This is a genomic window from Moraxella sp. HMSC061H09, assembly GCF_001809255.1.
Classification (GTDB): domain Bacteria; phylum Pseudomonadota; class Gammaproteobacteria; order Pseudomonadales; family Moraxellaceae; genus Moraxella; species Moraxella catarrhalis.
In genome coordinates, this window is record NZ_KV796849.1 from 106,590 (window position 1) to 132,031 (window position 25,442).

Annotated in this window: 16 protein-coding genes and 1 pseudogene; 13 read left to right on the forward strand and 4 right to left on the reverse strand. The window is 42.4% G+C overall.

Features of this window, described 5'->3' with window-relative positions; all coding sequences use genetic code 11:
* Nucleotides 1–100: 100 nt before the first annotated feature.
* On the forward strand, nucleotides 101–2,545 hold the full coding sequence (gene mrcB, locus HMPREF2573_RS04665) for a penicillin-binding protein 1B (RefSeq protein WP_070472733.1): 2,445 nt from the start codon (nucleotides 101–103) through the stop codon (nucleotides 2,543–2,545).
* A 65-nt stretch (nucleotides 2,546–2,610) separates the two neighbouring features.
* On the opposite strand, the gene HMPREF2573_RS04670 is transcribed toward mrcB, so the two are convergent.
* Complete coding sequence (locus tag HMPREF2573_RS04670; protein WP_070472736.1) at nucleotides 2,611–5,433, reverse strand: phosphatase PAP2 family protein; 2,823 nt, start codon at nucleotides 5,431–5,433, stop codon at nucleotides 2,611–2,613.
* A gap of 236 nt (nucleotides 5,434–5,669) precedes the next feature.
* Between HMPREF2573_RS04670 and prmA the strand changes: the two genes are divergently transcribed.
* The 4 genes and pseudogenes from prmA (at nucleotide 5,670) to purH (ending at nucleotide 15,349) form a co-directional block, all read left to right on the forward strand.
* On the forward strand, nucleotides 5,670–6,602 hold the full coding sequence (gene prmA / locus HMPREF2573_RS04675) for a 50S ribosomal protein L11 methyltransferase (RefSeq protein ID WP_070472739.1): 933 nt from the start codon (nucleotides 5,670–5,672) through the stop codon (nucleotides 6,600–6,602).
* Between the two features lie 10 nt (nucleotides 6,603–6,612).
* Nucleotides 6,613–6,858 (forward strand): helix-turn-helix domain-containing protein, encoded by a 246-nt coding sequence (locus tag HMPREF2573_RS04680; RefSeq protein WP_003659339.1) that lies wholly within the window; start codon nucleotides 6,613–6,615, stop codon nucleotides 6,856–6,858.
* A gap of 537 nt (nucleotides 6,859–7,395) precedes the next feature.
* Nucleotides 7,396–13,301 (forward strand): annotated as a pseudogene (locus HMPREF2573_RS04685) (YadA-like family protein).
* 449 nt (nucleotides 13,302–13,750) lie between these two features.
* Complete coding sequence (gene purH, locus HMPREF2573_RS04690; protein WP_003659336.1) at nucleotides 13,751–15,349, forward strand: bifunctional phosphoribosylaminoimidazolecarboxamide formyltransferase/IMP cyclohydrolase; 1,599 nt, start codon at nucleotides 13,751–13,753, stop codon at nucleotides 15,347–15,349.
* A 119-nt stretch (nucleotides 15,350–15,468) separates the two neighbouring features.
* Here purH and HMPREF2573_RS04695 read toward each other — a convergent pair whose 3' ends face one another.
* Both HMPREF2573_RS04695 and HMPREF2573_RS04700 read right to left on the reverse strand, forming a co-directional pair.
* Nucleotides 15,469–17,322, reverse strand: coding sequence for a SurA N-terminal domain-containing protein (locus HMPREF2573_RS04695; RefSeq protein WP_049158066.1), 1,854 nt, complete (start codon nucleotides 17,320–17,322; stop codon nucleotides 15,469–15,471).
* 164 nt (nucleotides 17,323–17,486) lie between these two features.
* A complete protein-coding gene (locus tag HMPREF2573_RS04700) occupies nucleotides 17,487–17,759 on the reverse strand; it encodes an HU family DNA-binding protein (RefSeq protein ID WP_003659331.1) in 273 nt (90 codons plus the stop codon).
* A 475-nt stretch (nucleotides 17,760–18,234) separates the two neighbouring features.
* On the opposite strand from HMPREF2573_RS04700, the gene HMPREF2573_RS04705 reads away from it, so the two are divergent.
* The 8 genes from HMPREF2573_RS04705 to fdx all read left to right on the forward strand — a co-directional run bounded on the left by HMPREF2573_RS04705 (nucleotide 18,235) and on the right by fdx (nucleotide 24,825).
* Nucleotides 18,235–18,912, forward strand: coding sequence for a hypothetical protein (locus HMPREF2573_RS04705; protein ID WP_003660636.1), 678 nt, complete (start codon nucleotides 18,235–18,237; stop codon nucleotides 18,910–18,912).
* A gap of 195 nt (nucleotides 18,913–19,107) precedes the next feature.
* Complete coding sequence (locus HMPREF2573_RS04710) at nucleotides 19,108–19,614, forward strand: Rrf2 family transcriptional regulator (RefSeq protein WP_003659326.1); 507 nt, start codon at nucleotides 19,108–19,110, stop codon at nucleotides 19,612–19,614.
* Nucleotides 19,611–20,834 carry an IscS subfamily cysteine desulfurase gene (locus HMPREF2573_RS04715; protein ID WP_003659325.1) on the forward strand — a complete coding sequence of 408 codons (1,224 nt, stop codon included), beginning with the start codon at nucleotides 19,611–19,613 and terminating at the stop codon, nucleotides 20,832–20,834. Before HMPREF2573_RS04710 ends, HMPREF2573_RS04715 begins: the two co-directional genes overlap by 4 nt.
* Before the next feature lie 176 nt (nucleotides 20,835–21,010).
* A complete protein-coding gene (iscU, locus tag HMPREF2573_RS04720; RefSeq protein ID WP_003659322.1) occupies nucleotides 21,011–21,394 on the forward strand; it encodes a Fe-S cluster assembly scaffold IscU in 384 nt (127 codons plus the stop codon).
* Between the two features lie 109 nt (nucleotides 21,395–21,503).
* Nucleotides 21,504–21,824, forward strand: a complete 321-nt coding sequence (gene iscA / locus HMPREF2573_RS04725; RefSeq protein WP_003659320.1) for an iron-sulfur cluster assembly protein IscA — start codon at nucleotides 21,504–21,506, stop codon at nucleotides 21,822–21,824.
* 26 nt (nucleotides 21,825–21,850) lie between these two features.
* Nucleotides 21,851–22,369, forward strand: a complete 519-nt coding sequence (hscB, locus tag HMPREF2573_RS04730) for a Fe-S protein assembly co-chaperone HscB (protein ID WP_003659319.1) — start codon at nucleotides 21,851–21,853, stop codon at nucleotides 22,367–22,369.
* A gap of 152 nt (nucleotides 22,370–22,521) precedes the next feature.
* On the forward strand, nucleotides 22,522–24,381 hold the full coding sequence (gene hscA, locus HMPREF2573_RS04735; protein ID WP_070472741.1) for a Fe-S protein assembly chaperone HscA: 1,860 nt from the start codon (nucleotides 22,522–22,524) through the stop codon (nucleotides 24,379–24,381).
* 105 nt (nucleotides 24,382–24,486) lie between these two features.
* A complete protein-coding gene (gene fdx / locus HMPREF2573_RS04740) occupies nucleotides 24,487–24,825 on the forward strand; it encodes an ISC system 2Fe-2S type ferredoxin (protein ID WP_003660647.1) in 339 nt (112 codons plus the stop codon).
* A gap of 223 nt (nucleotides 24,826–25,048) precedes the next feature.
* Here the strand turns inward: fdx and HMPREF2573_RS09315 are convergent, their stop codons facing one another.
* A complete protein-coding gene (locus tag HMPREF2573_RS09315; RefSeq protein WP_003663835.1) occupies nucleotides 25,049–25,399 on the reverse strand; it encodes a hypothetical protein in 351 nt (116 codons plus the stop codon).
* Nucleotides 25,400–25,442: the final 43 nt, after the last annotated feature.

Below are 25,442 nucleotides of genomic sequence, written 5' to 3' on the forward strand. Positions count from 1 at the left end.
GTTTTTGGGCATAACCGTGGACATAACAAATTGGTACACATTTGGGTAGCAATCGTGATAAAATTTAACCATTTTCGCCAATTTGGTGTCATAATTTGATTTGAAAAATCCAGCCATTTCGGCGATAGTATCATTTTTTTATTGGGGTTTTATTGTGTCAAAATCCGTACCACGCTCTTTTTGGCGTCATCAGTCAGGGCTGATTGCGACAAGGGTTTTATTGATTGTCTTGTTTGTTATGATGGCGGCATTTGTGCTGTACGCCATGCATCTAAATACCGCCGTTGTCGGTAAATTTGAAAATCGCAAATGGGATATTCCTGCCACCTTATACTCACGCCCTTTGGTACTGCATCAAGGTGCCGCTTTATCCGCCAAAGACCTTGAATCATGGCTAAAACTGCTCAGATATAGCCATGATGACACCAGCCAAACGGGTCGCTACCAAAAAAATGGCCAAGTCTATACCATTTATACACGAGGTTTTCATTATGGTGATGCCGACAAAGACCCAAAGCAGCTCATCGAAGTTCATTTTGATCGCAATACCATCAAAAGCCTAAAAAGCTCCGCCCCAAATAACAGCGGTATACTACGCCTAGAACCCATCAAAATCGGTAGCATCTATCCTGATAATCTAGAAGACCGCCTACTCATCACACAAGAACAAATCCCAAAACCGCTCGTTGATGCCTTGATTGCCACCGAAGACCGCAATTTTTATCAGCATCATGGCATATCAATGCGTGGGGTTGCTCGTGCGTTATTCACCAATCTGACAGGCGGACAGGTGCAACAAGGCGGTTCAACCATCACCCAACAATTGATTAAAAACTTTTATCTGGATTCTGAACGCACCTTAAAACGCAAAATCAATGAAGCTTTGATGGCGGTTTTATTAGAAACCCATTATAGCAAAGATGAAATTTTATTGGCTTATATGAATGAGATTAATTTGGGTCAAAATGGCAAGCAGTCGGTGAATGGCTTTGGGATTGCTGCCCAGTTTTATTTTGATAAGCCACTTGGTGAGCTGTCTTTGGAGCAGTATGCGTTATTGGTGGGTTTGGCAAAAGGGCCTAGCCACTACAATCCTCGCAAAAACCCCGAGCGAGCATTACAACGCCGAAATACCGTATTAAATAGCATGCTGGCAACAGGTAAAATTGATACGGCCACGCACCAAGATGCCATCAATCGCCCACTGGGTGTGGTAAAAACGCCTGCCATCGCTCGCTTGCAGTTCCCTGATTTTTTTGATGCCGTGCAACGAGAGCTAAAAACCCACTACCGCTCAGAAGACCTGAAAAATCGTGGTCTGCGTATCATCTCAACACTAGACCCACTCGCCCAGCAAGCCGCCGATACCGCCATGACAAATCAGCTTGGTAAACTAAGAAAAAAAGGCGGTCGCACTCAAAAGCTACAAGGTGCGTTGGTCAGTGCTCACCCTGCCACAGGGGAGCTGGTTGCTTTGGTGGGGTCAGGCAGTGATTTTACTGGGTTTAATCGTGCCATCGATGCCAAACGGCAGGTTGGTTCTTTATTAAAGCCTGTGATTTATCTGACTGCCTTTCAATCAGGTCAATACAATCTCACCACACCCGTCAATGACACCCAAACCAGCTATACCGTCAATGGTCGCTCATGGACACCCAAAAATTATGGCGGTCAATCTCATGGCAGCGTACCACTACTGACCGCACTTGCCAAGTCATACAACCAAGCAGCGGTTAATGTCGGTATGCAGCTTGGTTTGGATGCGTTTAAGGCACAGCTGGGCAATTTATCCATCACCACCGATATTCCGCCCTATCCATCTGCCATGCTGGGCGCGATTGATTTATCGCCCATGCAGATGCTGGGCATGTATCAGATTTTTGCCAATGGCGGGGCTTATACGCCCATTCATACCATCCGTACCGTGATCGATGATAACGGGCGTGTACTACAACGATCCCAACCACGCCATCAGTTTCGTGCACCACCGCAAGCGGTTTATCTGCTGAACCGTGGACTTCAAGAGGTCATCAAATCAGGCACTGCCAAAGCTGCCGATAGTATCAATAACCATCTGGGATTGGCAGGTAAAACAGGCACAACCAACGATAATCGTGATGCGTGGTTTGCAGGGTATAGCGGTAACTATGTCAGTGTGGTTTGGGTGGGCCGTGATGATAATCAGCCCATCGGCTTAACGGGGGGTTCTGGTGCATTGCCCATTTGGATGGATTATATGAAACGCCTGAATTTAACGGCGGTCAATCTGCCCCTACCTACTGGCGTGACTTGGCAGTGGATGGATGGCAGATTGGGATTGCCGACCATGGAGAGCTGCCCTGATGCCAGATGGCTGCCTGTGATTGATTTATACCGCCCAAGCCAAATGAGTCCTTGTGCCAGTGCCATTTTATACCAAGAGCAGATCTATCGGCAGATGCTTGAATATGGCTCACAAGGCATCGCAGACACAGAAGATGTGTATATCGAAGATGCACCCATTTATGATGAGCCTGCCGAAAATGGCGATAATCCTTGGTGGTGAACATAAGTCAAGAATGCCATTAAAATCTGCTTGATTTTAATGGCATAAATTAAATTGATGAAAATTTAGAATTGGTAGTTAAGCGACAGCTTTGCTTCAATTGGTGTTTTTACCTCCTCTTGATATTGAGCAGACGCCTCTCCTGAAATAAAGAACCTAGAGTTGATTTGACTTGTCACGCCCAAAGCACCTGCGAAGCCAAAGCCCGATAAATCCGTTGACCACCAAGATACTTCATTATTCATATCAATAATGTTCAAATCTTGCTTGGTATCTTGATAGAACATTTTGGCTTTTAAATAAGGTTGCAACAACCCATAATTCTTGGAAATTTTTGTACCGACATTTACCGTGGTCATAGATGCCTTTTTTGGATTAATTTGCAAATTAGGCATCTGATCATATCTAAACGATTTTGGATTGGTTTGAATATGGCCAATTTCAAAAGAAGGTTGGAAATCCACATTGTGGAATTTCATCTGCTGCTGAGCACCCAACGCAATCGCCCAGGTATTATCCTTTATACTTGCTGTTAAATTATCATGATTGGCTTGTTTAGCATGTATTTTTTGTCTGACATTTTGCCACGCGCCTTGGAGGAAGATCTCTTGTTGATTTGGTAATAAGCGATTAAGATAAACACCAAAGCCTGTTGCATCAAGATCATTTTTACCACCAAAAACATGATCAACATCGCCTTCACTTTTGTTAATATAGGCCCCAAGATATGTTTGCCCAACTTTAGAACCTGCTCCCAATGTCGTTTGATTAAGCTTTAAATCAAACTGGGTATTGTGACTTTTAATATTATTTTCTTGGTAACGATGATTTAGCCAAACACTTTGTCTGTTATTCATCGAGCCTAAATGATTCATTTGGCTACTTAATGTATACAAGCTTCCCATGCCGGTATTTAAGGCGGTCTTAGTCATTGATGATGCAATGGGGCTATTGTCATTGGCAAATTGGCTAAGCTGCAAAGTGTTATTTGGTCGCATTACTAATTGATAAGCATATGCTCCTTGCTCAGCTGCATCAACAACATTGTTATTTGTGTCAATCAAATAAAAACTGCCTTGATTGTTATCGACTTTCAATAAGCTTTGATGATTTTTATCTTTTGATATATGGCTTGGGATACCAACACCATGCCTGCCTTTTAGCTCATTTATCTTGACAGGTGCATCGCTTGGATTGATGGCAAATATCGTCTCACCAGATAACTTATCAATATGTAAATTAGAATGGTCTTCAACCATCACATGACCTACACCGGACAATGTTTGAATACTGATTTGAGAATCGGTGGTGGTATTATTTTCTTGGGAATTTGCATTGACTTGAAAAACACCCTTTGGGGCAACATAAATCCAGCTGTCTTTGGCAGACAGTTCAATCTCTTGAACAGTGGTTGGTTGATCACTTTGACCGACAATCATCATCTTAGCGTCATGGTTGAGCACCACTTTTGATTGGAATTGCCCTGTAACGCTCATTGTTCCTTGATTGATATAACTATCATCAGCCAATGCGTTATTGCCCGTAAATTTAAGGTGGCCTTGCTTAACGGTTGCACCAGCAAAAGTATTATTGCCAGATAAGGTTAATTCGCCTGGATGATTTAAAATCAGTCTACCAGTACCTGAGATGTCATTTTTCCAGGTATCTTCCAAAGAAAATCCTGCAAAATCCAAATGCTTATCCTGAGTCGTTGTCTCTATATCCTGATAAATATGAGAAATACCATCATAAGCTTTCGGCAAATTGATCAGGCCCCATGTGTGATTTTTATTATCCAAATCACCCATGTGAGCATGGGAATTTTTGGGATAAGCGGTAGAAGCCAATACTTGGCGTCGTGCATCGCCATCCAAATAATTAAAACGCAACCTTAATAAAGCCTCAGCTGTACCAGGCATTTCCTCTGGTTCTAAACGACTTGCTTTTTCATCACTTTTTAATGTGCCATAATATCCAATGTGATAATCAGAAGCTTTGTATTGTTCGTGCAAATCTTGAGGAAGCATCTCCAGACAACTTTTTAATGGTGCATTCTGACAGCTTTCCTCAAATGGCTGTCTGGCTTGTTTAATATACCTAACCAACCCTTGAGCAATCTCATCGTCATTTAACAACTGCGCCATATAATAATAGCGTGCGAGTCGAGAAGTCATGGTATCTGTTGGAAAATGCGCACCCACAATGACTCGGCTTTCTCCATACTGCAATGCACGAGAGAATACCTCTTGACCTCGCTCAGGAAATGCCATCGCCATCACAACCGCTTGACCAAAACCATTGGAGGTATGCCCACTTGGATAAGATGAATTCTTTCTTTCTCTGCCTTGGCTATCAATATAGGTTTTGAGATTTTCATAACCCTCAATATACTTGCCTTCCCTATCCATAACTTGATAAGGGCGGCCACGCAGATATTTGTCTTTTAAAATAAAATCATAAGCTCTCATTCTGCCTACATTAAAATCATCGCTATAGATAGCATTGGCTGATAAATATACTAAATTTTTAAAGGTATTTACAAACTGTTCATCAGTTATATGCGGAGCAAACTCCTTTAAGGCAGATTTTCTAAATTCATGACTAACATGAGCAAAGCTTTGATTTTTATCCTCTTTTGCAAGGGCGAGCCTTTCTGCTGTTGTATTGTTTTGCATATCCCAAGAAATTTTACGATCAACTTCTGCTTCTAAAGTGCCCTTTTTGGGAAAAGGTGTCACAACCTGGGCATCAAGATGTTGATACCAGCTCTGACTTTGGCCAGCTATCTTTGTAGACAGTTTATCAAATGCTTCATCATGAGCATAAGCTTGATGGCTCATCAATAATGAAAAAGCGATGCTGGCTGATAACAGCTTATATTTAGGCATAACAAACCCTTATGTTAACAAAATTAGGCTGCATTTTAAGTTGTAACTGTGACAAAACAGTGATAGTTTTGTGACAATTTGACACAATGTGGAAAATTATTACTATTTTAATGTTACATGATAACCATTTACTTAAGGCGATATTAGACCCACAATTTAGCCACAAATTCTTCAAAAAACTTTGCTATAATAAAGCCATTAAGCAAGCAACTATTTGAATTTTTAGGATGTTTATTATGTCTTGGCAACAACTTCATCTACAATGCCCAAAATCCGCCGTAGAACTTGCCGAAGCCTTATTTGATGAGGCTGGTGCGGTGTCTATTTTACTTGAAGATGCGGGCGATGAGCCTTTATTTGAGCCCATGCCTGGTGAAGAGCCTTTGTGGCGTGATGTGGTGGTTACCGCCATCTTTGACACCAACAGCGATGACAGCTGGGCAGGCACTCATTTTGAAAACCTAGCCGCTAAGATCGCAAGTGAGGTGAATGCCACACGATTTTGGCTAACATCCTTAGATGATAAAGACTGGACTCGTGAATGGATGAGCTATTATCAGCCGATTCAGTGTGCAGGCAATCTGTGGATTGTGCCTGAGTGGCTACCAGCACCAGACCCAGCGGCGATTAACCTAATCTTAGACCCAGGGCTTGCCTTTGGCACAGGCTATCACGCCACCACTCGGCTATGCCTAGATTGGCTTGCCGCCCAAGAGCTTAGCGATAAGCTGGTCATTGACTATGGTTGCGGCTCAGGGATTTTGGGCGTGGCGGCACTGCTACTCGGCGCGCGTCAAGTGCTGGCGGTTGATATTGACCCACAAGCGGTACTCGCCACACGCCAAAACGCTGCCCTAAATGGCGTCGATGATCGGCTTTTGGCATTTTTACCCGCAGAGTTTGACGACTATCGCACCCAAAACCCACAGCTCGCCGATGTCATCACCGCCAATATCCTTGCCAAGCCATTGATCGGTTTTGCCCCACTGTTTCATGATTTACTCAAAACAGGCGGCTTGATTGTGCTGGCTGGCCTGACCCAAAACCAAACCCAAGCGGTCATCGATGCCTACTCGCCTTATGTTACGCTTGATACGCCATTTTGTTATGCAGATGCCCAAGATTGCCATTGGCAACGCCTAAGCGGCATCAAACCTACCAATCCATAAGCGATACGCCATGAGCCACAAACCTAAGCCAACACCGCTATATCAACAAGTTGAGCAGACCGCCAAGCGTTATTTTGAGACATTGGGCGATGCTCATACTCATGATGTCTATGCCACTTTTTTGGCCGAATTTGAAAAACCGCTGCTCATCGCCGCACTCAATCACACGCACGGCAATCAGTCCAAAACCGCCCAAATCCTTGGCATCAATCGTGGCACATTACGCACCAAAATGAAAACCCATCACTTACTTTAGACCGCCAGTTATCGCCATGGATATGGGCAGGTGTGCTCGCCTGCCGTATGATGGCGATGACACCCCATTTGCCCCATATCTGCACGATTTGACATGATTTAACATGTGATATGATTTAACATTGTTTAATACTGTTGCCATCATTACCATAATTTAGTAACGCATTTAGTAACGCATTTGTAAAAATCATTGCCCCCCCCCTTTATGTGTATCATATGAATAGAATATTATGATTGTATCTGATTATTGTATCAGAATGGTGATGCCTACGAGTTGATTTGGGTTAATCACTCTATGATTTGATATGTTTTGAAACTAATCTATTGACTTAAATCACCATATGGTTATAATTTAGCATAATGGTAGGCTTTTTGTAAAAATCACATCGCAATATTGTTCTACTGTTACTACCATGCTTGAATGACGATCCAAATCACCAGATTCATTCAAGTGATGTGCTTGTATACGCACCATTTACCCTAATTATTTCAATCAAATGCCTATGTCAGCATGTATCATTTTTTAAGGTAAACCACCATGAATCACATCTATAAAGTCATCTTTAACAAAGCCACAGGCACATTTATGGCCGTGGCGGAATATGCCAAATCCCACAGCACGGGGGGTAGCTGTGCTACAGGGCAAGTTGGCAGTGTATGCACGCTAAGCTTTGCCCGTATTGCCGCGCTCGCTGTCCTCGTGATCGGTGCGACGCTCAATGGCAGTGCTTATGCAAGTGTCGCAATTGGTGGCGAAAACGGGCAAAAAGGCTCTGCCGAGGCGACAGGTAATCAATCCGTTGCTATTGGTGAAAATGCTCAGGCAAAGAACGATCAAACTATCGCCATCGGTGGTAGCCAAAACAAATCTAATAATATTAAAGTATCAGGTGCCACCGCCCAAGGTAAAGAGTCCATCGCCATCGGTGGTGATGTATTGGCTGAGGGTCATGCCTCGATTGCCCTCGGTAGTGATGACTTATATTTGAATGAGAATAATAATAGTTCTTGGGTTAAAGGTCTTATTCAAAGACATCCAGAATTAAGCCAACTACAAACCACACAGTCTAATTCTGGCAGATTTCAACATACACACGCAAAGGGGCATGCCAGTATTGCAGTGGGAACCATGTCATATGCAAGGGGTCATTTTTCCAACGCCTTTGGTACACGGGCACACGCTCTAGGCGACTTTTCCTTGGCAGTGGGTCTTACCGCCAAAGCCGAAACAGAATATGCAATCGCTATTGGTTCTAATGCACAAGTTGCCCAGAATGCAGGGTTAGCCTTGGGTGGAAATACTAGAGTTACTGTTCCGAAAGGTATTGCCCTGGGTTTTGAGTCTGAGGTCAATAATAATAATAATAATAATGCCTATGCACCAGAAGGTGGTAATGCAAAAGTAAACTCGTATAAAGCCACCAACGGTATAGGTCCACTTTCCATTGGTAATAACAATATCAAGCGTAAAATCATCAATGTCGGTGCAGGTTTTAAGGATACCGATGCGGTCAATGTGGCACAGCTTAAAGCGGTGGAGGATCTGACTAAGCGTAAAATTACTTTTACTGGTGATTCGGGTGGTGATGTACAAAAAGGACTGAATGAGACCCTAAATATTAAGGGCGGTGAGGCCCAAACGAACAAGCTAACCGATAATAACATCGGTGTGGTAAAAGAGGGCGCTGATGGTCTGAAAGTTAAACTTGCTAAAAACCTAAGCGGTCTTACTGAAGTTAAGACAGAGACATTAACCGCCAGCGATAAAGTTAAGGTAGGTAATGGTACTGGTACTGGTACTAACATCGCTGAGTTACAAAGCGGTGGTTTAACCTTTACCCAAGTACCTGCAGGCGGTCAAAACTTAGGCAAAACCATCTATGGTGTTGATGGGGTGAAGTTTGCTGATAATACTAATGCAGGAGCAACAGCAATAGTCGACACTACTCGTATTACCAGAAATCAAATTGGCTTTGCTGGTGCTGATGATAGAGTTGATGAAAACAAACCTTATCTTGACAAAGAAAAGCTAAAAGTTGGCGATGTTAAGATTACCAAAGGTACGGGCATTGATGCTGGTAGTAAAAAGATCAGTAATGTTAGCGATGCTATTGAGAATAACGATGCCATCAATAAAAAACAATTAGATGATGCTGAAACTAAGCTACAAAATAAAATCAAAGAAGCCAAAGGCATAGCAGATACCGCCCTACAAACCTTTACCGTTAAAAAACACGATGCAACTGATGAAAATGAAACCATCACCGTGGGTAATAAAGATAACACACAAAACACCAATACCGTCAACACCCTAAAACTCAAAGGCACAAACGGCTTGACCGTTGCCACCAGTAAAGCAGATGGTACGGTTACCTTTGGCATTAAGCAAGATGGCGATCTGACCATTGGCAACAGCACCCTAAACAGTGGTAGCTTGACTGTTAAAAACAATAATAAACAAATCCAAGTCAGTGCTGATGGCATTAAATTTGCTAATGTCAATGGCGGTAATTCAGGTGCTGGCATTGAAAATACCGCTCGCATTACCAGAATAAAATTGGCTTTGCTGGTACTAATGGTACAGTTGATATAAACAAACCTTATCTTGATAAAGACAAGCTAAAAGTTGATACTGTTGAAATTACCAACACTGGCATTAACGCAGGTAATAAAGCCATCACAAATTTGCCAAAACTCCTAACCGATGCCACCGATCCAAGCAAAGGGCATGTCAGTGAAATCAAAGGCTTGCCAGCTGGTAGTGACTCTGACACCGACAAATCCAAAGCCGCCAGTATCACCGATGTGCTAAATGCAGGCTTTAACTTGCAAGGCAATGGTATAGCGGTTGACTTTGTCTCCACTTATGACACCGTCAACTTTGCCGATGGCAATGCCACCACCGCTAAAGTCACTTATGATGGCAAAGCCAGTAAAGTGGTGTATGATGTGAATGTGGATAATAAAACCATTGAACTTACAGGCGATAATGGCAAGCAAAACAAAATTGGCGTCAAAACCACCACACTGACCACAACAAGTACTAATGGTAATGCAACCAACTTTAGTACCACCGATGACAATGCCCTTGTTAACGCCAAAGGCATCGCCGACAATCTAAACATCCTAGCCAATGAAATTCACACCACCAAAGGCATAGCAGACACCGCCCTACAAACCTTTACAGTCCAAAATGATAATGATACAACCAACGCCATCACCGTGGGTAAAAATGGCGCAAACGGTCAAGTCAACACCCTAAAACTCAAAGGTGAAAACGGTCTTAATATTAAAACCAATAAAGATGGTACGGTTACCTTTGGCATTAACACCCAAAGCGGTCTTAAAGCTGGCGACAGCACCACTCTAAACAAAGATGGCTTGTCTATTAAAAACCCCACTGGTAACGAACAAATCCAAGTCGGTGCTGATGGCGTGAAGTTTGCCAAGGTTGATAAGGGTGCTGCAGGTGCTGCAGGTGCTGGCATTGATGGCACAAGCCGTATCACCAAAGATCAAATTGGCTTTGCTAATAGTACTGGTCAAGTTGATATAAACAAACCCCACCTAAGCAAAGACGGCATTAACGCAGGTGGTAAAAAGATTACCAACATTCAATCAGGTGAGATTGCCCAAAACAGCAATGATGCTGTGACAGGCGGTCGGGTTTATGATTTAAAAACCGAACTTGAAAGCAAAATCAGCAGTACTGCCAAAACAGCACAAAACTCATTACACGAATTCTCAGTAGCAGATGAACACGGTAATAACTTTACGGTGAGTAACCCTTACTCCAGTTATGACACCTCAAAGACCTCTGATGTCATCACCTTTGCAGGTGAAAACGGCATTACCGCCAAGGTAAATAAAGGTGTGGTGCGTGTGGGCATTGACCAAACCAAAGGCTTAACCACGCCTAAACTGACCGTGGGTAATAATAATGGCAAAGGCATTGTCATTGACAGTAAAGATGGTCAAAATACCATCACAGGACTAAGCAACACTCTAGCTAATGTTACCAATGATGGTGCAGGACACGCACTAAGCCAAGGGCTTGCCAATGACACCGACAAAACCCGTGCCGCCAGCATTGGTGATGTGCTAAACGCAGGCTTTAACTTACAAGGCAATGGTGAAGCGGTTGACTTTGTCTCAACTTATGATACTGTCAACTTTGCCAATGGCAATGCCACCACCGCCAAAGTTACCTATGATGACACAAGCAAAACCAGTACAGTGGTCTATGATGTCAATGTGGATGATACAACCATTGAAGTTAAAGATAAAAAACTTGGCGTCAAAACCACCACACTGACCAGTACTGGCACAGGTGCTAATAAATTTGCCCTAAGCAATCAAGGTACTGGCGATGCGCTTGTCAAGGCCAGTGATATCGTTGCTCATCTAAACACCTTATCTGGCGACATCCAAACTGCCAAAGGGGCAGGCCAAGCAAGCAGCTCAGCAAGCTATGTGGATGCTGATGGCAATAAGGTCATCTATGACAGTACCGATAACAAGTACTATCAAGCCAAAAATGATGGCACAGTTGATAAAACCAAAGAAGTTACCAAAGACAAACTGGTCGCCCAAGCCCAAACCCCAGATGGCACATTGGCTCAAATGAATGTCAAATCAGTCATTAACAAAGAACAAGTAAATGATGCCAATAAAAAGCAAGGCATCAATGAAGACAACGCCTTTGTTAAAGGACTTGAAAAAGCCGCTTCTGATAACAAAACCAAAAACGCCGCAGTAACTGTGGGTGATTTAAATGCCGTTGCCCAAACACCGCTGACCTTTGCAGGGGATACAGGCACAACGGCTAAAAAACTGGGCGAGACTTTGACCATCAAAGGTGGGCAAACAGACACCAATAAGCTAACCGATAATAACATCGGTGTGGTAGCAGGTACTGATGGCTTCACTGTCAAACTTGCCAAAGACCTAACCAATCTTAACAGCGTTAATGCAGGTGGTACCAAAATTGATGACAAAGGCGTGTCTTTTGTAGACTCAAGCGGTCAAGCCAAAGCAAACACCCCTGTGCTAAGTGCCAATGGGCTGGACCTGGGTGGCAAGGTCATCAGCAATGTGGGCAAAGGCACAAAAGACACCGACGCTGCCAATGTACAACAGTTAAACGAAGTACGCAACTTGTTGGGTCTTGGTAATGCTGGTAATGATAACGCTGACGGCAATCAGGTAAACATTGCCGACATCAAAAAAGACCCAAATTCAGGTTCATCATCTAACCGCACTGTCATCAAAGCAGGCACGGTACTTGGCGGTAAAGGTAATAACGATACCGAAAAACTTGCCACTGGTGGTGTACAAGTGGGCGTGGATAAAGACGGCAACGCTAACGGCGATTTAAGCAATGTTTGGGTCAAAACCCAAAAAGATGGCAGCAAAAAAGCCCTGCTCGCCACTTATAACGCCGCAGGTCAGACCAACTATTTGACCAACAACCCCGCAGAAGCCATTGACAGAATAAATGAACAAGGTATCCGCTTCTTCCATGTCAACGATGGCAATCAAGAGCCTGTGGTACAAGGGCGTAACGGCATTGACTCAAGTGCCTCAGGCAAGCACTCAGTGGCGATAGGTTTCCAGGCCAAGGCAGATGGTGAAGCCGCCGTTGCCATAGGCAGACAAACCCAAGCAGGCAACCAATCCATCGCCATCGGTGATAACGCACAAGCCACGGGCGATCAATCCATCGCCATCGGTACAGGCAATGTGGTAGCAGGTAAGCACTCTGGTGCCATCGGCGACCCAAGCACTGTTAAGGCTGATAACAGTTACAGTGTGGGTAATAACAACCAGTTTACCGATGCCACTCAAACCGATGTCTTTGGTGTGGGCAATAACATCACCGTGACCGAAAGTAACTCGGTTGCCTTAGGTTCAAACTCTGCCATCAGCGCAGGCACACACGCAGGCACACAAGCCAAAAAATCTGACGGCACAGCAGGTACAACCACCACAGCAGGTGCCACAGGTACGGTTAAAGGCTTTGCTGGACAAACGGCGGTTGGTGCGGTCTCCGTGGGTGCCTCAGGTGCTGAACGCCGTATCCAAAATGTGGCAGCAGGTGAGGTCAGTGCCACCAGCACCGATGCGGTCAATGGTAGCCAGTTGTACAAAGCCACCCAAAGCATTGCCAACGCAACCAATGAGCTTGACCATCGTATCCACCAAAACGAAAATAAGGCCAATGCAGGGATTTCATCAGCGATGGCGATGGCGTCCATGCCACAAGCCTACATTCCTGGCAGATCCATGGTTACCGGGGGTATTGCCACCCACAACGGTCAAGGTGCGGTGGCAGTGGGACTGTCGAAGCTGTCGGATAATGGTCAATGGGTATTTAAAATCAATGGTTCAGCCGATACCCAAGGCCATGTAGGGGCGGCAGTTGGTGCAGGTTTTCACTTTTAAGCCATAAATCGCAAGATTTTACTTAAAAATCAATCTCACCATAGTTGTATAAAACAGCATCAGCATCAGTCATATTACTGATGCTGATGTTTTTTATCACTTAAACCATTTTACCGCTCAAGTGATTGTCTTTCACCATGACCAAATCGCCATTGATCATAGGTAAACTTATTGAGTAAATTTTATCAATGTAGTTGTTAGATATGGTTAAAATTGTGCCATTGACCAAAAAATTACCGATTTATCCCGAAAATTTCTGATTATGATCACTTTTCATAAATTTCCCCAATTTGTCTTTATAAATATCCCAAGAAATGGTATTATTTTATTGCCATCAGCATATGCGACAACTCATCGTATCATCTTTTTATCATAAAAATGCAAATAGGCATATGCATTTTTTGAATTGAACTTACGCATCTTTCATTATGGGAATTAGGTCAGTAATTATGACAAAAAATTATGCATTATTATCCGTCTCAGATAAAACGCAAATCGTTGAATTTGCCCAAGGTTTGGTAGAATCCGGCTTTGGTATTTTATCCACAGGTGGTACTTTTAAACTCTTAAAAGAACATGGGATTGACGCCATTGAGGTTTCTGCCCATACAGGTTTTGCTGAAATGATGGATGGTCGTGTTAAGACCCTACATCCCAAAATTCACGGTGGTATTTTGGGCCGTCGTGGTATTGACGATGCCATTATGAATGAACATGGCATTGATCGCATTGATATCGTTGTCGTGAATTTATATCCATTTGCCAACACGGTCGCCAAAGACGGTGTTGTTATGTCTGATGCGATTGAAAATATTGATATTGGTGGGCCTGCTATGGTACGCTCAGCCGCCAAAAATCATGCCCATGTTGGTATTATCACCAGCCCAAATGACTACTCACGCATCCTAGATGAACTAAAAAACCAAGGTCATTTAAGCCACAACACTCGTTTTGATTTGGCAGTCAAAGCATTTGAACACACTGCCGCCTATGATGGTATGATTGCCAGCTGGCTAGGTGCACGCTTACCAGTGGATAAAGAGACGGCACCCAGTGATGATGCCACTGCAACCACTCAATTTTCACGCACTTTTAATCACCAATTCACCAAAGCACAAGAGCTTAGATATGGCGAAAACCCACATCAGTCAGCAGCCTTTTATGTAGATGATCATGCAACAGAAGCGTCTGTTGCGACTGCACAGCAATTACAAGGTAAAGCGTTGTCTTATAATAATATTGCTGATACCGATGCGGCACTTGAGTGTGTCAAATCTTTTACCACGCCTGCTTGTGTGATTGTCAAACATGCCAATCCTTGTGGTGTTGCAACATCAGAAAACGGTATTTTAGATGCTTATCACTTAGCATATGCAACCGACCCTGAATCTGCCTTTGGTGGCATTATTGCCTTTAACCGAGAATTAGACAGTGATACCGCCCGTACCATCGTTGAGCGTCAATTTGTTGAAGTCATCATCGCACCAAGCATCGCTGAAGGTGTTCTAGAAATTACAAGCAGCAAAAAAAATGTACGCATCTTGGTATGTGGTGAGTTGCCACAGCCGACACAGCGGGCAGCTCAATTTGACCTAAAACGAGTCAATGGCGGTCTACTTGTCCAAAATCAAGATTTGGGCATGATTGATAAATCAGACCTAAAAGTTGTCACCGAGCGTGTGCCATCAGATGCCGAGCTTGATGATTTGCTCTTTGCTTGGAAAGTTGCCAAATATGTCAAATCCAATGCCATTGTTTATGCCAAAAATCATCAAACCATTGGCGTGGGTGCAGGTCAAATGAGCCGTGTTAATTCAGCACGCATTGCTGCAATTAAAGCAGAACATGCAGGGCTTGTTGTTGAGGGTGCGGTGATGGCCTCTGATGCATTCTTCCCCTTCCGTGATGGTATTGATAATGCCGCTGCTGCTGGCATCAAATGCATCATTCAGCCAGGTGGCTCAATGCGTGATGCAGAGGTGATTGCCGCTGCTAATGAGCATGGTATCGCCATGGTCTTTACAGGTATGCGTCATTTCCGCCATTGAGACGACCAAAATCGATGGTGTGTATCCGATACACCCATCACTCTTTAAACGATATAAATTAAAAGCCCAAAATTTTGGGCTTTTATCTGTTAAAAACTATAGTCAACGATTGGTTAAAACTACTGTGCCTTGAGTGCATCTTGGTTGATAACAAGCTCGCTGCTTTCACGCAAATAATGCACATAGTCCTCCAACTGGTCGGCACCGACATTATCTCGAATCACCGCCACAGCACGCAGACGGTCGGTGGCTGAAAGCTGGGATTCGCTGCTGTCATTGACAACACCTCCAACGATCACACTTGCACCCTCTTCGGTTTGCACTGCCCAAACATCATACCCCTCTGCACTGCGATTTAAGAATAAACTGGCAAGCTCAAGTGGGCTTAACAAGGGGTTCATGCGTGTGGTCATACCAATATTGGCAGAGGTAGTCATCAAAGCGGTCACACCTGAATTTTTAGCCTCATCAGCCACTTTTTTGGCATCTGCCATCGCAAGCTCAATGGCTTTTTGTTTGGCAAGTGTCTGTTTGATTTGTGCTTTGGCTTCATCAAATGTCAATGGGCGTTCTGCTTCATAATTGGTTGGCTGTACCCAAACATTTTTCTCACCCAAAGAAATATTTGGGCTGACGCCTTGATCTTGAATGGTAAAATCATCAAAAGCAGCAGCAATTACTGCTGGCTGTGGCAATGCAGTCGTATTGTTGGTTTGTGGATAGGCAATGATTTGCTTGACTTGTACGCCAGCTTCTTTGGCAATATCAGCCACGCCCATGCCGTCAGTTGCCATCGTATTAATCTTGGCAGATAAATCTGCAAAGGCTTGATCACGCTTAAGTTTGGCAGCTCTATCCATCAATTGATCACGCATACTCGCAATATTTGGTGTATCGTTACTGACTTTAGTCACCTTAAAAATATGATAGCCAAATCCTGTTTGGACAGGCTGACTGATCTGACCTACGCTCAGACCTGACAAAGCCTGCTCAACACTGGCAGCATATTCCCCAAATACTGATGGGTTAAAGCTACCAATCACACCACCATTTGAGCCACTTGGATCATCAGAATGAGCTTTTGCCAAAGCTTCAAATGACTCGCCAGCATTGAGTTTTGATTGGATTTTGGCAGCACGATTTTGAGCATCTGGACCTGTCAATAAAATCTGTGCCAACTCCCGACCATCCGTTATGCCATTTTCTCGAAGGTAGTTGGCGTACTGTGCATTGATCTCTTGTTCGGTGGGCGTACCAACACTCAATACATTTGGGTCTAATTCAATGTAGCTTAGATCCACTGTCGCAGGCTTGATTAACTTGTCTTGATGTTCATCAAAATAGGCTTGAATTTGTGCATCGCTGATTTGCACTTGATCAACATAGTCCTGCCAATGATATCGATGCACCCAAACCTCACGCGCCTCTAATTGCAAATCAATCAATTTTGAGACTTCGCTATTTGGATAAATTGCCGTACCAACGATACCAGTAATCAGCTGACGCAAGCTTAATCGCAGTCGTTCTATGGCAAATAAAACATCTTTGGTCAGTCCGTTTTGTTGCAGATAAGCTGCAAAACGATCATTTGAAAATTGCCCATTGTCATGAAAAACTTCATAATGTTGTAAAATCTGCGTAATCATCTCATCAGAGACCGTCATACCCAAATATGACGCCTGATTTTCAAGCAATGCTTTATCCGTTAATCGCTTTAAAATCAGCTGCTGTAGTGCGTGTTCATTAATCAAGCTGGCATCAACACCCTGTTCAATCAAAGCATTACGCTCAGCATTAACCTCCGCTTGAAAGGTTGCGACATCTACCACCTGATTACCGACTTTAATTAGCTCATTTGGTTGAATGGCGTGTCCACCAAAGGTACCCACACCCAAAAAAGCCATCGGTATCAAAGTACCTACCAAAACCAGCCGACCCGGCCAGCTTTTTAAGAAGTTACGCATATTTTCCATAGGTTTGCTATACTCTACAAATCAGTCGGTGTTACAAATAACATAGTGATAATAAAATTTATATATCATACGCTAATTTATCAGATTTCTCAAAACACTTTTTGTAATTTGACATAAAAAAGCCGCCCAATTGGAGCGACTTTTTTGTGTCATCATCAAGTCAATCAGTTGACTGATTCTTTTAGGACTTTACCTGCTTTAAAGCTAGGTACTTTGCTGGCTGCAATTTGGATTGCTTCGCCAGTTTTTGGATTACGGCCCATACGAGCAGCACGCTCTTTGACGCTGAAAGTACCAAAACCAACCAATACGACATCATCGCCACGCTGTAATGCACCTTGAACACTTTCAGTAAATGCATTAACCGCTTTGGCAGCTTGCTCTTTGGTTAGGCCAGCACTTTGTGCAATACTATCTACCAATTCAGACTTATTCATAACATACCCTCTTTACATTAAATGAAAATTTTTCATGCTAAGTTACCAAAGCATCTTTTTATAAGGACGCATTTTAAAAGCATCCTTGAGCTTTTACAAGTGCTAAATACAAAATTTTGCAGAAAAATGATAAAAATTTATCATCCTTGGGCAAAATCATATCAAGCCACGACTACCTTTATAACAATCACAGTAACAATAAGCAAGTAAAATTACATATTTTTATGTAAAAACTGTAAAAAAATGCTATTTTTATGCCTAAATATACAGTAATATGAATAAAATTTATTGATCACAGTATCCAGCTTTCTAAAGCTTAAGTCAGCTGTAACATTTGCAATATTGACACCCAATCAAAGCATCGGTATCTTAACCTTGCATTATGATAGCAAAATTATCATATTTTATGAACTTTTAAGCCGACTTGACTGGCAATGTGCGATTAAAATTAAAGTTATTATTTTTAGGAAAATTTATGACAACCGAGCATTCAAATACAATCAACCCTCATGCCAACGGAGGCATCGTCTCAAAAAGCTTGCTGAGTATTGTATTAATTTTTATTGAATCTGCACTAACATTAATGTTACGCTTTGATCCAAAACTACGCCAATTGGCTTATCCGCTTGCCAAATCTGGTACAGTTGTCTGCATTCGATCGTATTTACCACATATCACGATTTATGCCACCTTTGGCTATCGAGGGATTTTATTAGACAATGAATTGCCCGAAGATAAGCCAACCGCCGACATCACCATCAATGGTTATAGCTTCCAGCTGATTAATACCCTAATCAATCATAACCCCGATCATGTCGATGCCCTACAAATTCGTGGCGATGCAGCATTGGTTGAAAATCTAAAAGCACTCATGGTTCGTATGGGTGTTGGCGGCAGTATTCAAAGTATATTATCAAAGGTTACAGGCGGCAATAAACAAAAACCCACCCCCGAACAAAAAGCCGAAAAAATTGCCAATTATCAATTAAAAATCAATGAACAAGCTGAGCGTATTGATACTTTATCTATGGAAAATAAACGCTTAGCCATTCAGCTGGCAGAGCAAAAAAGTAAAAATAAAACCACTTTTATTGTTATGGTCATTGCCATCATTGTGGCAGTGGCGAGTATTATTATGCATTTTGTGATTTAAACCTGATGATTTTATTAATTTGTTATAATATAACAAATTAATAAAATCAATCCATTAGATTAAAATATCTGATGGATTTTTTCTTGCTTTAATCTTGACCTATTTACTCGGAATTATTATAATAACGCCATTCATCATCAAAATTTTTATCAATGCTTATATTGACCAAAATTAGGCAATTATGGAAGTATTTCAATGCGTTTAACAACTCGTGGACGGTATGCCGTCACTGCCTTATTGGATTTGGCTGTCCAAGAGAGTCGCCATCAAGGCGCAGTGTCTTTATCAGACATTGCCAAACGCCAGTCCATCTCCATATCTTATTTAGAGCAGCTGTTTTCAAAACTGCGTAAAAAAGGATTGGTGAATAGTACTCGTGGTGCTTTGGGCGGTTATCATTTAGCAAAACCACTTGAAGATATTGACATCATGAGCATTATTACCGCCGTTGATGAAAGCATCAATGCCACTCAGTGTGGCGGAAAAGGCAACTGCCAAGATGGCGCAATGTGCTTGACACATGATTTATGGCACAATCTGTCTCATCATATTGAAAGCTATCTTAAAAAAGTGACTTTGGCACAGCTTTTAGAAACCAAAAATACACAAACCATCGCTGATCGCCAAGTCAATCGCCTACATCAGTTTGAAAAAGATAATTCACAAATCACAACCATCACTTTAATTGGGAATCCAGCATGAGCCAGACTTCACTCATCTATTTAGACTACGCCGCCACAACACCTGTTGCCAAAGAGGTCGCAGATAAAATGGTCAATTATCTTACCTTTGAGGGCATTTTTGGTAACCCCGCTTCACGCTCGCATGGCTTTGGCTGGCAAGCAGAAGAAGCTGTTGAAAATGCACGCTTACAAATCGCTGAAACGGTTGGCGCCGACCCAAGAGAAATTGTTTTTACTTCAGGGGCAACCGAATCAGATAATTTGGCAATCAAAGGCGTGGCACATTTTTATGAAGGTCGTGGCAGACACATCATTACCAGTAAAATTGAACACAAAGCGGTACTGGATACTTGCCGTCAATTAGAACAAGAAGGCTTTGAGATTACTTATCTTGAGCCTGAAGCAGGTACAGGCTTAATTTACCCAGAACAAGTTGAAAACGCATTGCGTGATGACACTATCTTGGTGAGTTTGATGGCAGTCAATAATGAGCTTGGTACCATTACCGATATCGCTGCCATTGGTGAAATCACACGCGCAAAAGGTGTGTTATTTCATGTGGATGCTGCCCAAGCAGTTGGCAAAATTAAAATCAACCTCGGTGAGCTTAAAGTAGATCTGATGAGCTTTAGCGGTCATAAAATCTATGGTCCAAAAGGCATCGGTGCATTGTATGTTGGTCGTAAGCCACGCGTGCGTATCAAAGCTGAACAACATGGTGGCGGTCATGAGCGTGGTATGCGTTCAGGCACTTTGGCAACGCACCAAATTGTTGGCATGGGAGAGGCGTTTGCTTTATCTGTACAACGATTTGACGAAGACCATACGCACATCAAAGCACTGCGAGATAAACTTTGGCATGGCTTACAAGATATCGAAGAAGTTTATTTAAATGGCTCAATGGAGCATGGCATTCCTAATATCATCAATGTTAGCTTTAATTTTGTTGAAGGCGAAAGCTTGATGATGAGCCTAAAAGACTTGGCGGTATCATCAGGGTCTGCCTGTACTTCAGCGACGCTTGAGCCTTCTTATGTCTTGCGTGCGATTGGTCGCCCTGATGAGCTTGCCCATTCATCTATCCGCTTTAGTATTGGTCGCTACACAACCGAGCAAGACATTGATTTGGTATTAAGCCAAATCCATGAAGCGGTTGATAAATTGCGTGAATTATCCCCACTTTGGGATATGTTTAAAGAAGGCATTGACCTAAATACCGTTGAGTGGCAAGAGCATTAATCCGCCAAAAACTCAGTCATATTTTTGGGCAGATTTTGCACAATTGTTTAAAATTATTCTAAAGTTAGACCCATATCAACCATTTACACAAAACCTAAATAGCAAGATGAGGCAGTTAATCCATTAAGTCATTAAATGCCTCAATCAAGTTAAACTTAACTATAAGAGAGTCAATTATGGCATATTCAGATAAAGTTATTGATCACTATGAAAATCCACGCAATGTGGGCAATTTGGATAAAGCTGCCAAAAATGTCGGCACAGGCATGGTCGGAGCCCCCGCCTGTGGCGATGTGATGCGACTACAAATTCAAGTGAGTGATGATGGCATCATTGAAGATGCTAAATTTAAAACTTATGGCTGTGGCTCAGCGATTGCCTCAAGCTCATTGGTCACAGAATGGCTAAAAGGCAAAACACTTGACCAAGCTGCCGCCATTAAAAATAAAGACATTGCCAATGAGCTTGCCTTACCGCCTGTCAAAGTACATTGCTCAGTACTGGCAGAAGATGCCATCAAGGCCGCCATTGAAGATTATCAAACCAAAGCACAAGCATAAATAAGCCCAACTATCCAGATAATCTAAACTGTAACGGTTGGTTTTGATGAATCAGCATATCAAAATGTGGTCAATTTCATCAATTTCATAGGTAAACAAAGGAGTCGCTATGATCAATTTAACCACACAAGCAGCACAACATATTAAAGATTTTCTTGAAAATCGTGGTAGCGGTGTTGGTATTCGAGTTGGTGTACGCACAGCTGGCTGTTCTGGTCTTGCTTATGTACTTGAATTTGTGGACGACCCAAATAATAGTGATGAGCGTTTTGAATCGCACGGCGTATCGGTATTTATTGACCCCAAAAGCTTGGTGTATCTAAACGGACTACAAATGGATTATGTCACAGAAGGCCTAAACTCTGGCTTTAAGTTCACCAATCCCAATCAAACAGGCGAATGTGGTTGTGGTGAATCATTTACCGTTTAATCGCCAATCTTGATAAGGAATTTATGATGAACAAAGCTAACTTTTTTGGTTTATTTGGGCTACCTATCGCATTTGATATTGATAAAAATGCGTTAAAATCAGCATTATTATCGCTACAAAAACAGCATCATCCTGATCGAGATGCCAATAAAGCCAGCACCAACCAAGCTTCGCTTATCAATCATGCCTATCAAGTCTTATCCCATGCCGACAGCCGAGCTGCTTATTTGCTTGAGCTGTCTGGTCAGGCAGTAGATTTGTCGCAGTCTATTAATGATTGGGACTTTTTAGATGAAATGATGGACTTGCGTATTCGCTTAGATACGACCGATGACAAAATGGTTTTGGATCAAATATCCAACCAAGTTCATGCACTCAGCCAAGAGCAATCTACAAGATTTATGCAAAATTATCAAAATCACACATGGGCAGAAGCAATAGATGCAACCCGTAAGCTCCAATTTCTTAGCAAATTACTGGTTGATATCGATGCCAAAGTTACCAAATTATTATCCCAAGGTCATGATGATGATTTGTATGTATAATCACACTGCTTTGACAAAACTTTTACCATACCAAGATGTTAAAATTTGACAAGTGTCATATCATACACACATTTTAATTGACTGTTAGGCTTAAAATGCCCAATCACTTAAGCTCTTATTTTTAGCCACATTAGCCAGTATAAGAATCCATCATGTCTTTATTACAAATCAGCGAACCCAATCAAAGCAAAAACCCCCATCAGCATCGTTATGCCCTTGGTATTGATTTGGGTACAACACATTCCTTGGTTGCCGTTGTCAGATCAGGACGCTCCGAAGTGCTTGCTTTTGGTCAGTCGCCACTGTTGCCATCGGTTGTTTATTATGGTAAAAAAAGCAGCCGCCCTATCGTCGGTAATGATGCCTTAAACTATGCCGATGACCATAAAAACACCATCATCTCCGCCAAAAGATTCATGGGGCGTGCCAAATCAGACATTAAATTTTCTCATCCTTATGATTTGTCTGGCAATCATCAAACCATGCCTGCTTTTTTAACCGCTCAAGGTGAAAAAAGCCCTGTAGAAACTTCTGCATATATTTTAAGACATCTAAAAAATCATGCCGCCGCTGCCTTACCACCAGACAGTATTCAAGGTGCGGTGATTACCGTACCTGCCTATTTTGATGACGCTCAGCGGGCCGCCACCAAAGATGCAGCGACCGCAGCAGGCTTAAATGTACTTCGCCTACTCAATGAGCCAACTGCAGCAGCAATTGCCTATGGCATCGATAAAAATACCGCTCAAGGAAATTATTTGGTCTATGATCTTGGGGGCGGTACTTTTGATGTCTCATTGCTTCGCTTATCTGAGGGTGTCTTTGAGGTACTTGCCACAGGGGGTAATTCTGCCCTTGGTGGCGATGACATTGACCGACTGATTGCACATTGGTTAATACAATCATCTCACCTGACCCCAGCAGATATTGATGAGACTGAAAAATCTCGCTTAGCAAAACTTGCCAAAACCTATAAACAAGCATTAAGTAGTCAAGACAGTGTTGTTATTGAAGTTGAGATTGGTGGTATTTTAGTCACGCAAACACTAAATAATGACATGTTAAGTGAGATTATACAACCTGTTATCCGTCGTACCATTCAATCTTGTGAACAGGTCATGCGTGATGCCAAAATTGACAAATCCAATCTCAATGACATCATTTTGGTGGGCGGCTCAACACGCATGCCAGTCATTCAAAATGCCGTTACAGCATATTTTGAGCGTACGCCGTTATGCAATATTAATCCTGATGAGGTTGTTGCTATCGGTGCTGGCATTGCTGCTGATCAACTGATTAATCAATCAAACGAAACGCTACTTCTTTTAGATGTGACGCCTTTATCGCTTGGGATTGAAACAATGGGTGGATTGGTGGAGGTTATCATTCCACGCAATACCCCCATTCCAGTGACTCGCCGTCAAGTTTTTACCACACATCAAGACGGACAAACTGGTATGATTATCCAAGTGGTGCAAGGTGAGCGTGATACGGTTGCCAATTGCCGAAGATTGGCACGCTTTGAGCTACATGGCATTCCACCGATGAAAGCAGGTTTGGCACGCATTGAGGTAACTTATGCCATCGATGCCAATGGTCAGTTGACGGTATCCGCTCGTGAAACAACGACAGACATCATCAGTCAAATTCAAGTCAGTCCAAGCTATGGTTTATCCGAAGAGCAACAAGAGCAGCTCTTGCAGGCGGGTTTTATTCATGCTGCTGAAGATAAAGCTGCTCGCATGCTCATCGAAACTAAAGTTGAAGCCCAAAGGGAATTACTTGCCTTACAGTCAGCTTTGGATGAATTTACCGATTTACTTAGCGATGAAGAACAGACAAATTTACGCCATCATATGCAAGTGACGGCAGATTCACTAAATACAGATGACAAGGCCGCCATTGACGAAGCCATCAAAGCCTTAAAGGTACACAGTGACCATTTTGCCAGTGTTATTATGGATAAAAATGTCAAAGACGCCCTTACTGGTACACGCACCAGCGACTGGTAAATTAAAGTAAATGTTTAATCAATTTTATAGATTAAATATGAATTTTATCTTAATTTTATCTTAATTTAAGAAGAAAAGTTTAAATATTATTAATAAGAGAACATCATGACCGTTGTAACCATTTTACCTCATCACGAAATTTGCCCAGAGGGTGCAACCATCGAGGTTGCAGAGGGTGAAAATCTATGCCAAGCCATGCTCGAGCGTGGTATAAAAGTTGAACACGCCTGCGATATGTCCAAGGCATGCACAACTTGCCATGTTGTTGTACGACAAGGCTTTGATAGCCTAGAAGAAATGGATGATATTGAAGGCGATTTGCTTGACCGTGCTTGGGGTCTTGAACCAGATTCACGCTTATCTTGCCAGTGTATTGTTGCTGATGAGGATTTGGTGATCGAAATTCCAAAATACACCCTAAATCATGCCAAAGAAAACCATTAATTCACCACCCAAAAAGCCTGCAAATTGACAGCAGGCTTTTTATTACATTTAGATATTTGTGAGTATCTTGCTTTAGGCTTATGCCATGTTTATCGATGAACCAAGAGCATGGATAGACCGAAGTTGGACGCTGTGATTTTATTTTGGTTTACGGTATCGCTCATTAAAAAACACTCATAAGACTATTCATGAGTGTTTTTTGTATAAAAAGATACTTTAAGACCTAACATATATAGCCCATAATGCGTAAATTTTCCTTGGCATTATCAGGTAATTTATTTAACATGGTGGTTTTTAGCGTCTCATCACCTTTGTTTAGTATAAGGCTAATCAAAGGCAATACATCAAATGGTAAATTTTCGGCAGTTTGTGCAAAATCAATCAAATAACCAGCACCAATCACATCTTCATCAGCCATAACCCGCTGATACACCACTTGCCAAGACAACTCTCCTGCCCCACCATGCCTTAAAATCAAATGAATGGCTTGTAATGCTGTGTTTGGTGTCTCACAAATTGCCAAAATCTGCTCAGAAGCTTGCTTGATGGCTTGTATTTTTGTTTGATTACTCACAATTTCCCCCTATTTTAATGATTAACTTAATATGGTCAAATTC

Excerpts from the sequence above, each read along its gene's own strand:
- HMPREF2573_RS04680 (WP_003659339.1), top strand. The coding sequence starts at position 6,613 with ATGAGCCACAAACCTAAGCCAACACCGCTATATCAACAAGTTGAGCAG.
- hscA (WP_070472741.1), top strand. The coding sequence starts at position 22,522 with ATGTCTTTATTACAAATCAGCGAACCCAATCAAAGCAAAAACCCCCAT.
- purH (WP_003659336.1), top strand. The coding sequence starts at position 13,751 with ATGACAAAAAATTATGCATTATTATCCGTCTCAGATAAAACGCAAATC.
- iscA (WP_003659320.1), top strand. The coding sequence starts at position 21,504 with ATGATCAATTTAACCACACAAGCAGCACAACATATTAAAGATTTTCTT.
- HMPREF2573_RS04670 (WP_070472736.1), bottom strand. The coding sequence starts at position 5,433 with ATGCCTAAATATAAGCTGTTATCAGCCAGCATCGCTTTTTCATTATTG.
- HMPREF2573_RS04700 (WP_003659331.1), bottom strand. The coding sequence starts at position 17,759 with ATGAATAAGTCTGAATTGGTAGATAGTATTGCACAAAGTGCTGGCCTA.
- hscB (WP_003659319.1), top strand. The coding sequence starts at position 21,851 with ATGAACAAAGCTAACTTTTTTGGTTTATTTGGGCTACCTATCGCATTT.
- HMPREF2573_RS04715 (WP_003659325.1), top strand. The coding sequence starts at position 19,611 with ATGAGCCAGACTTCACTCATCTATTTAGACTACGCCGCCACAACACCT.
- fdx (WP_003660647.1), top strand. The coding sequence starts at position 24,487 with ATGACCGTTGTAACCATTTTACCTCATCACGAAATTTGCCCAGAGGGT.
- HMPREF2573_RS04695 (WP_049158066.1), bottom strand. The coding sequence starts at position 17,322 with ATGGAAAATATGCGTAACTTCTTAAAAAGCTGGCCGGGTCGGCTGGTT.
- iscU (WP_003659322.1), top strand. The coding sequence starts at position 21,011 with ATGGCATATTCAGATAAAGTTATTGATCACTATGAAAATCCACGCAAT.
- HMPREF2573_RS04705 (WP_003660636.1), top strand. The coding sequence starts at position 18,235 with ATGACAACCGAGCATTCAAATACAATCAACCCTCATGCCAACGGAGGC.
- prmA (WP_070472739.1), top strand. The coding sequence starts at position 5,670 with ATGTCTTGGCAACAACTTCATCTACAATGCCCAAAATCCGCCGTAGAA.
- HMPREF2573_RS04710 (WP_003659326.1), top strand. The coding sequence starts at position 19,108 with ATGCGTTTAACAACTCGTGGACGGTATGCCGTCACTGCCTTATTGGAT.